Source organism: Neisseria sp. P0021.S007 (genome assembly GCF_051956855.1).
The window spans coordinates 1-576 of record NZ_JBQCXA010000867.1 but is presented as its reverse complement, the minus strand read 5'-3'; the positions used below and the strand labels follow the sequence as shown (position 1 = coordinate 576).

Below are 576 nucleotides of genomic sequence, written 5' to 3'. Positions count from 1 at the left end.
CTGATGGAAGTCCCAAATCTCCTCTTTAATCGGGTCGTAATACAGCGCATTGCAAGTAAAGTCGCGACGCATGGCATCTTCTTCAATGCTGCCGTAAGTATTGTCCTTCATAATGCGGCCTTGCGCATTTTGCTGAACCTTATCGCCGCCGCGGAACGTTGTCACTTCAATGGTTTCAGGGCCGATCATCACATGAACGATTTGGAAGCGGCGGCCGATAATGCGGCTGCGGCGGAATACTTTGCGGATTTGCTCCGGCGTGGCATCGGTTGCAATATCAAAATCTTTGGGCTCAACCCCGAGCAACAAATCCCGAACGGCTCCCCCTACAACATAAGCCTGAAAACCGGTTTCATGCAGGCGTTTAGCAATTTTCTCAGCGGCAAAGCTCAACATATCCGCATGGATACCATGTTGCTCAAGTGAGATAATTTCCTTTTCGGGCAACGACTTGACGTGTTTTTTAGGCAACACTTTATGCAGCCATTTTTTTAACATAAGCAGCTCTTTTCACAATAAAAAAGGCCGTCTGAAACTTGTCCGGCTTAAGCCTTTGCACAATATCCTGCCGTAGAA

At 47.7% G+C, this 576-nt stretch carries 1 pseudogene; it reads right to left on the bottom strand.

Annotated features, from left to right (window positions below):
- Window positions 1-498: pseudogene (locus ACTHUR_RS16415) on the bottom strand (polynucleotide adenylyltransferase PcnB); the annotation flags it as partial.
- Between the last annotated feature and the right edge of the window lie 78 nt (window positions 499-576).